The organism is Hydrogenophaga sp. (assembly GCF_051007235.1).
GTDB lineage: Bacteria > Pseudomonadota > Gammaproteobacteria > Burkholderiales > Burkholderiaceae_C > Hydrogenophaga.
This window is the reverse complement of the sequence record NZ_JBPCSJ010000043.1, coordinates 1-7278: the sequence shown is the minus strand read 5'-3', so window position 1 is coordinate 7278 and position 7278 is coordinate 1. Positions and strand designations below refer to the sequence as shown.

Sequence of the window (7278 nt, the reverse complement as noted above, 5' to 3'; positions counted from 1 at the left end):
CGTGCTCGGCATCGTCGAGCACAAGGACGCGACGCCGGCGCAGCGCCGCATCAGCGAGGTCTACACCGGCATGATGGCCGCGCCCACCGCGGCGCTCAGGCGCTGGGTGGCGGCGCTGTCGAACGACAACGCCCAGGGCGAGTACTACCTGACCGACGTCGTCGCGCACGCGGTGGCCGGCGGCGCCGAAGTGCGCACGGCGTGCGCCGCCGACGAGACCGAGGTGCTGGGCGTCAACAGCCCGCTGCAGCTGGCCGAGCTGGAGCGCCGTTTCCAGCGCCGCCAGGCCGAGGCGCTGATGGAGGCCGGCGTGCGCCTGGCCGATCCGACCCGCTTTGACCTGCGCGGCACGCTGACCACCGGCCAGGACGTCGAGATCGACGTCGGCTGTGTCTTCGAGGGCGCGGTGACGCTGGGCGACGACGTGCGCATCGGCGCGCACTGCGTGATCCGCGACGCGCAGATCGGCGCCGGCGCGGTGATCCACCCGTTCACCCACATCGAGGGCGCCTCGGTGGGCGCCGGCGCGCTGGTCGGGCCCTACGCCCGGCTGCGGCCCGGCGCCGAGCTGGGCCCCGAGGTGCACATCGGCAACTTCGTCGAGGTCAAGAACTCGACGCTGGCGCGCGGCGCCAAAGCCAACCACCTGGCCTACCTGGGCGACGCCACGGTGGGCGAGCGGGTGAACTACGGCGCCGGCAGCATCACCGCCAACTACGACGGTGCCAACAAGCACCGCACCGTGATCGAGGCCGACGTGCACGTGGGCAGCAACTGCGTGCTGGTGGCGCCGGTCACCATCGGCGCGGGGGGCACCGTGGGCGGTGGCTCGACCATCACCAAGAGCACCGAGCCCGGCGCGCTGAGCGTGGCGCGCGGCAAGCAGGTCAGCATCGCCAACTGGCAGCGGCCAGTCAAGAAAAAGGGCTGATGTGCAACGACCGCGGCGGGCTCTCGCCGCGGGACAGACCCTAGTGCACGCGGGGGCGTGCCGACGGCGGGCGCTGGCGTGCGGTGCGCTCGGCTGCTTCGTCTTCCAGGCCCATCAGGCTGCTCATGCCCATGACGTCGGTGTCGCGAAAGCCCGTGGTCGGGTAGAGCGGATCGAATTCGGAGAGCTTGGACTCGAGTTGCTGGCGCACGCTCTCGGCCTGCTCGTTTTTGGATGGGGGGCGCGGCAGCGCGGCCAGGTTCAGCTGCTGGCGAAAGTCCGCCGGCGACGGCATGCGGTGGATGCCGTCTTTGAGGAACAGAAAGCGCACGCCGGCCGTCTTGAGGATGCGGTTCTTCAGCTTGACCTGGTGTGCCTTGGCCTTGGCGTCGCTCAGGTGGTACTGCTCGATGTCGAAGGCGAACACCGGCCGGCCATCGACGCCACAGACCACGAAATCCACGCGCTGGTGGCGCAGGCGTTCTTTGGCGCGCTGCGGGTCGGACGAACGCCGCACCGACAGCATGTCCTTGAGCTGCATGTTGGGCAGCACGACCTGGTCGGGAAAGGTGTCGCGCAAGTAGTCGAGCATCTGCACCTGCTCGGTGGTGAGGATGCGTTCGGGGGTGTAACGGTCGTCGCGGCCCGATGCCTTGCGGCCGTAGCGCAGGTAGGCCCAGACCCCCAGGCCGGCCAGGGCGAACGCCACCCCCAACGTGATCCACAAAGGCAACATCCTGTCCTCCAGCTGGCTTGAATTTTTGTTAGCGCGATTCTAGGAAGGTGTCACGTCTTTTGCGAAGCTATAACGCTTTGTTACTACCGATATCCCCCGTTGTGGGGAGGGGCAAGCGCGGGTCGAACTTGGCGCGTTTGACGCTGAAAAACGCCTTGACGTTGCGCACATTGGCATCGCTGGTGAACAGGCGCTGGGCCAGGTCCCGGTAGGCGGGCATGTCGGTGGTGTGCACCACCAGCATGAAGTCGGGCCCGGGGCTGACGCGGTAACACTGCTGCACCGCGGTGTCGGCCACAGCGCGGGCCTCGAAAGCATCCAGGTGCTCGGCCGCTTGTCGCTCCAGCGTGATCTCCAGCAGCGCCGTGAGGCCATGGCCGGTCACTTGCGCGAGTTTGTCGGGGTTGAGCAGGGCGACTTCGCGCTCGATCAGGCCCGCCTCGCGCAGGCGCTTGACGCGGCGCAGGCTGGTGGGGGGCGACACATGGGCGCGCTCGGCCAGGCGCTGGTTGCTTTGAGAGGCGTCTTCCTGCAGCAGCGCCAGCAGACGAAGGTCAGCCTCATCCAGGTTGAAAAATTCCGGTTTTTCGTTCATTGTGAAATATTAGTCCGATCAAACGGGGCGGTGAACGATTTGTTCGCGAAAGCGTGAAATATGATCATTCATTGCAGCATGGGCTGGGTAGCATCACAGCCTTTCCACCCAGCGGAGTGAACAGGTATGTGCGGCATCGTGGCAGGGGTTTCGGGGCGCGACATCGTGCCGGTGTTGGTGCAGGGCTTGTTGCGGCTGGAATACCGCGGCTACGACTCGTGCGGCGTGGCGGTGCACCAGGGTGGCCTCAAGCGCGCGCGCAGCACCGCCCGCGTGGCCGAACTGGCCGATCAGGTGAAAACCGAACAGATCGCCAGCGGCACCGGCATCGCCCACACCCGCTGGGCCACGCACGGCGCACCGGCGGTGCACAACGCGCACCCGCACTTCAGTCACGGCCCGGCCAACAGTTCCACCAACGGCACCGCCGGCCGGGTGGCGCTGGTGCACAACGGCATCATTGAAAACCACGACGAACTGCGCGCGGCCCTGCAGGCCAAGGGCTACGTGTTCGAGAGCCAGACCGACACCGAGGTCATCGCTCATCTGGTCGATTCGCTGTACGAGGGCGACATCTTCGCGGCCCTGCAGGCCGCTGTGGCCCAGCTGCACGGCGCCTATGCGCTGGCCGTGTTCCACAAGGACGAGCCGCACCGCGTGGTCGGCGCGCGCGCCGGTTCACCGCTGGTGCTGGGGGTGGGTGACGGTGGCAAGGAACACTTCCTGGCCAGCGACGCCATGGCCCTGGCCGGTGTGACCGACCAGATCGTCTACCTGGAAGAGGGCGACCTGGTGGACCTGCAGCTGGGCCGCTATTGGGTGGCCGATGGTCAGGGCCGTGCCTACGAGCCGGTACAGCGCCCGGTCAAGACCGTGCACGCCCACAGCGGTGCGGCCGAGCTGGGCCCTTACCGCCACTACATGCAGAAAGAAATCTTCGAGCAGCCGCGCGCCATCGGCGACACGCTCGAAGGCGTGAATGGCATCACGCCCGAGCTGTTCGGCGACGGTGCGTACAGCATCTTCAAGCAGATCGACCGCGTGCTCATCCTGGCCTGTGGCACCAGCTACTACAGCGGCTGTGCCGCCAAGTACTGGCTGGAAGAGATCGCCGGCATCCCGACCCAGGTGGAAGTGGCCAGCGAATACCGCTACCGCACCAGCGTGCCCGACCCGCGCACGCTGATCGTCACCATCACCCAGAGCGGCGAGACCGCCGACACCCTGGCCGCGCTGCGCCACGCGCAGAGCCTGGGCATGACGCACACGCTGACCATCTGCAACGTGGCCACCAGCGCCATGGTGCGCGAGTGCAAACTGGCCTACATCACCCGCGCCGGGGTCGAGATCGGTGTCGCTTCCACCAAGGCCTTCACCACCCAGCTGGCCGGCCTGTTCCTGCTGACGCTGGCACTGGCCCAGGTGCGCGGCAAGCTCTCCGATGAGCAGGAAGCGGCGCACCTCAAGGCCATGCGCCACCTGCCGGTGGCGCTGCAGGCGGTGCTGGCGCTCGAACCCCAGGTCATCAGCTGGGCCGAGGACTTTGCCCGAATGGACAACGCGCTGTTCCTCGGGCGCGGCCTGCATTACCCGATCGCACTCGAAGGCGCCTTGAAGCTCAAGGAGATCAGCTACATCCACGCCGAGGCCTACCCGGCCGGTGAACTCAAGCACGGCCCGCTGGCCCTGGTCACCAGTGCCATGCCGGTGGTGACGGTGGCACCCAACGACGCGTTGCTGGAAAAGCTCAAGAGCAACATGCAGGAAGTGCGCGCCCGTGGCGGCGTGCTCTATGTGCTGGCCGACGCCGACACCCGCATCAGCAGCGGCGAGGGCATCCACGTCATCCGTATGCCCGAGCACTACGGCGCGCTCTCGCCCATCCTGCACGTGGTGCCCTTGCAGTTGCTGGCGTACCACACCGCGCTGGCCAAGGGTACCGATGTGGACAAGCCCCGCAACCTGGCGAAATCGGTGACGGTGGAATGACGGCCTGAGGTCTTTCGTATTCAGGAAGATCCGCAGGGTCGGCGGCCCTGCGGCCGGGCGCGACAAATACGCCGGGATGTTGCGCGGGGCAGGTGGTGGTTGGTGACAGAATGAAACAACAACATCATCGCCAACAGGTGCATCTGAATGCGAAACCACACCGGGCAGGGGCGCGCGGGGCAGGAAGCGGGCTCACCTGACCGTCTTGCGACGCCGGGCACGCGCCGCCGCTGGCTCCAGGCCGGGGGCCTGCTCCTGCTGGGGGGCGGGGTAGCGCCCTGGCTGGCGGGCTGTCAGCCCGTTCCTGCCGCGCCGCTGATGCTGGGCCTGAACGCCTGGGTGGGCTACGACCCGCTGGTGCTGGCGCGCGAACGCGGCCTGATCGACCCGCGGGCGGTCAAGGTGATCGAGTTGTCCTCGAGTTCCGAAACCCTGCGCCACTTCCGCAACCGACTGCTCGACGCCGCCGCGCTGACGCTGGACGAGGCGCTGCGCCTGGCCGACGAGGGCTTTGACCCGCGGGTGGTGGCGGTGCTCAGCGCCTCGGCCGGGGCCGACGTGGTGATGGCGCTGCCCGAGGTGCGCAACCTGGCCGGCCTGCGGGGGCGCACCGTGGCGGTGGAGGCCACCACGGTGGGGGCCCTGATGCTGCAACGCCTGCTGCAGGCCGCGGGCCTGCAGCCTGATGACGTGAAGGTGTTGAACGTGGAGGCGACGGAGCACCTGGCGCTGCTGCGCGCCGACCGGGCCCAGGTGTCGGTGTCGTACGAGCCGCTGGCCGGCGCCCTGCGCGAGGCGGGGTTGGTGCCCATTTTCGACAGCCGGCAGACGCCGGGCGACATCGTGGACGTGCTGCTGGTGCACGCCGATGCGCTGCAGACCCGGCCCGAACAGGTGCAGGCGCTGGTGGCGGGCTGGCAGCGCGGGCTGGCCGCGGTGCAGCAGGCGCCCGAGGCCAGCGCCGCTGTGCTGGCCCCCGGCGCAGACCTCACGCCCGAGCAGTACCTGGCCTCGTTCAAGGGCCTGGATTTCTACAACGCCGAGCAGTCCCTGGCCTGGCTGTCGGGTCAGCCCAAGGCGCTGGGGCAGGCGTCCCAGGGGCTGGCCATCACGCTGCAGACGATGGGGCTGATCCACGAAACGCCCGACTGGGGGCGCTTGCTCGCCCCCGAACCGGCCGAGCGTGTGCGGCAGACACCGGGAGCGGGTGCATGAGCGCCGGACCCTGGTTCTTGCGCCTGGCCGGGCGGCACCTGCTGCCCTTGCTGCTGTTCGTGTTCGCGTTGCTGACCATTTCGCTGCGCTACCAGCACCACATGGGCACCATCGAAGCCGACGTGGTGCAGCAAGAGTCTTCGCGCCTGCGCGAGCGCCTGAGCATCGACCAGAGCCAGCTGGACCAGCGCATGGGACTGGACGACACGCTGGTGCTGCGCCGCCTGGTGGGCGCGCTGGCGCTGCACCAGGGGCTGGAACGGGCGTACCTCATCGATCCGCTGGGCAAGGTTCGGGCCTCGCTGTCGCGCCTGGATGTGGGCATGCCCGTCACCGGCGTGCTGGCGCGTGCCGGCGTGCCGCTGGCGCTGACGGGGCTGCAGACCGCGCCCGCGCCGCGCGCCATCGTGGTGACCGCCCAGACCGACGGCCTGGCCCTGAGCGGTGACATGCCGCTGCAGGGCGGGCACCGCCTGCTGGTGTGGGTGGACAACACGCGCGCCGTGGCCGTGCGCCGCGCGGCGGTGCAGGACGAGCTGGCGCGTGAAGCCGTGCTGGTGCTGCTGGCCGTGGCGGGGCTGGCGCTGCTGCTGCACCTGCTGTGGTTCCGCCGTGCGCAGCGCCTGTCGCGCGCGCTGGGCGCCATGGGGGCGGGCGACCTGAACACGCGCACCGGCCTGCAGGGGCGCGACGAGTTGGCCGACATCGGCGCCGCGGCCGACCGCATGGCGGATCAACTGTGTCAGGAACAGGACCGCCTGCGCCACATGAACGACCTGGTCAACCGTTCGCCGGCGGTGGTGATCGAGTGGCGCAACCAGCCGGGCTGGCCGGTGGTGCAGGTCAGCGAATCGGTGCGCCAGTGGGGCTACGAGCCCGAACAGCTGCTGCAGGGCCGCCTGCAGTACAGCGACCTGCTGCACCCCGACGACAGCCAGCGCATCCACGACGAGGTGGCGCACTACTTCGCGCACGGGCCGGACGAGTACCGGCAGACCTACCGCATCCGCTGCGCCGATGGCCGCTGGGCCTGGGTGGACGACCGCACCACACTTGGGCGTGACGCTGCCGGGCAGGTGGTGAACATCAGCGGCGTGCTGCTGGATGTGAGCGCGCAGCGCGAGGCCGAGCAGGCCCAGCGCCAGCAGGCCGAGCTGCTGCGCATGTTCTACGAGCTGCCGTTCCTGGGTATGGCGATCTCGTCGCCAACCGACAAGCGCTGGCTGCAGGTCAACGACCGGCTGTGCGAGATCCTGGGCTACCCGCGCGAAGCCTTGCTGCGCATGACCTGGGCCGAGATGACGCCGCCGGGCGATCTGGAGCGCAATGTCACGCTGTTCGAGGAACTGATCGCCGGCCAGCGCAACGGTTACCGCATGGCCAAGCGCTTCCTGCGCCAGGACGGACAGATCGTGCACACCGAGATCGACGTGCGAGCGGTGCGCGACGAGACCGGGCGCGTGCAGCAGCTGTTTGCCACCATCCAGGACGTGACGGAACGCAAGGCGGCGGAGGAAGCCCTGCAGCGCAGCCAGCTGCTGCTGCTCAAGTCGCAGCAGATCGGCCGCATGGGCAGCTGGATGCAGGACCTGGCCAGCGGCACTTTCAGCTGGTCGCCGCAGGCGCATGCCATCCACGAGACCAGCGAAGACGGCCCACCGCTGACGCTGGAATTCATCCTCGGCCTGCTGCACCCGGACGATGTGGAGCGGGTGGGGCGCGTCTATGGCGAATGCCAGCAGGCGGGTCAGCCCTACGACATCCACTACCGCCTGCGCATGACCGACGGGCGCATCAAGCACCTGCACGTCA

The 7278-nt window shown here is 68.7% G+C and carries 6 protein-coding genes; 4 read left to right on the top strand and 2 right to left on the bottom strand.

Annotated features, from left to right (window positions below; translation table 11 throughout):
- Positions 1 to 931 (top strand): bifunctional UDP-N-acetylglucosamine diphosphorylase/glucosamine-1-phosphate N-acetyltransferase GlmU (glmU, locus tag ACR2JA_RS01420; protein ID WP_434007361.1); only part of this gene is annotated, 931 nt, incomplete at its 5' end.
- 40 nt (positions 932 to 971) lie between these two features.
- Here glmU and ACR2JA_RS01415 read toward each other — a convergent pair.
- Both ACR2JA_RS01415 and ACR2JA_RS01410 read right to left on the bottom strand, forming a co-directional pair.
- A complete protein-coding gene (locus ACR2JA_RS01415; RefSeq protein ID WP_434007360.1) occupies positions 972 to 1667 on the bottom strand; it encodes a DUF2726 domain-containing protein in 696 nt (231 codons plus the stop codon).
- A 67-nt stretch (positions 1668 to 1734) separates the two neighbouring features.
- Positions 1735 to 2262, bottom strand: a complete 528-nt coding sequence (locus ACR2JA_RS01410) for an Lrp/AsnC family transcriptional regulator (RefSeq protein ID WP_434007359.1) — start codon at positions 2260 to 2262, stop codon at positions 1735 to 1737.
- A gap of 126 nt (positions 2263 to 2388) precedes the next feature.
- Here ACR2JA_RS01410 and glmS point away from each other — a divergent pair, with 126 nt between their 5' ends.
- The 3 genes from glmS to ACR2JA_RS01395 all read left to right on the top strand — a co-directional run.
- Complete coding sequence (gene glmS / locus ACR2JA_RS01405) at positions 2389 to 4251, top strand: glutamine--fructose-6-phosphate transaminase (isomerizing) (protein ID WP_434007358.1); 1863 nt, start codon at positions 2389 to 2391, stop codon at positions 4249 to 4251.
- Positions 4252 to 4398: 147 nt separating this feature from the next.
- Entirely contained in the window at positions 4399 to 5466 is a 1068-nt protein-coding gene (locus ACR2JA_RS01400) for an ABC transporter substrate-binding protein (RefSeq protein ID WP_434007357.1), read from the top strand.
- Positions 5463 to 7278: PAS domain-containing protein (locus ACR2JA_RS01395; RefSeq protein ID WP_434007356.1), on the top strand; the 1816-nt coding region annotated here is incomplete at its 3' end. The genes ACR2JA_RS01400 and ACR2JA_RS01395, both read left to right, overlap by 4 nt.

Coding starts and splice junctions, on each gene's coding strand:
- ACR2JA_RS01410 (WP_434007359.1), bottom strand. CDS start 2,262: ATGAACGAAAAACCGGAATTTTTCAACCTGGATGAGGCTGACCTTCGT.
- ACR2JA_RS01400 (WP_434007357.1), top strand. CDS start 4,399: ATGCGAAACCACACCGGGCAGGGGCGCGCGGGGCAGGAAGCGGGCTCA.
- glmS (WP_434007358.1), top strand. CDS start 2,389: ATGTGCGGCATCGTGGCAGGGGTTTCGGGGCGCGACATCGTGCCGGTG.
- ACR2JA_RS01415 (WP_434007360.1), bottom strand. CDS start 1,667: ATGTTGCCTTTGTGGATCACGTTGGGGGTGGCGTTCGCCCTGGCCGGC.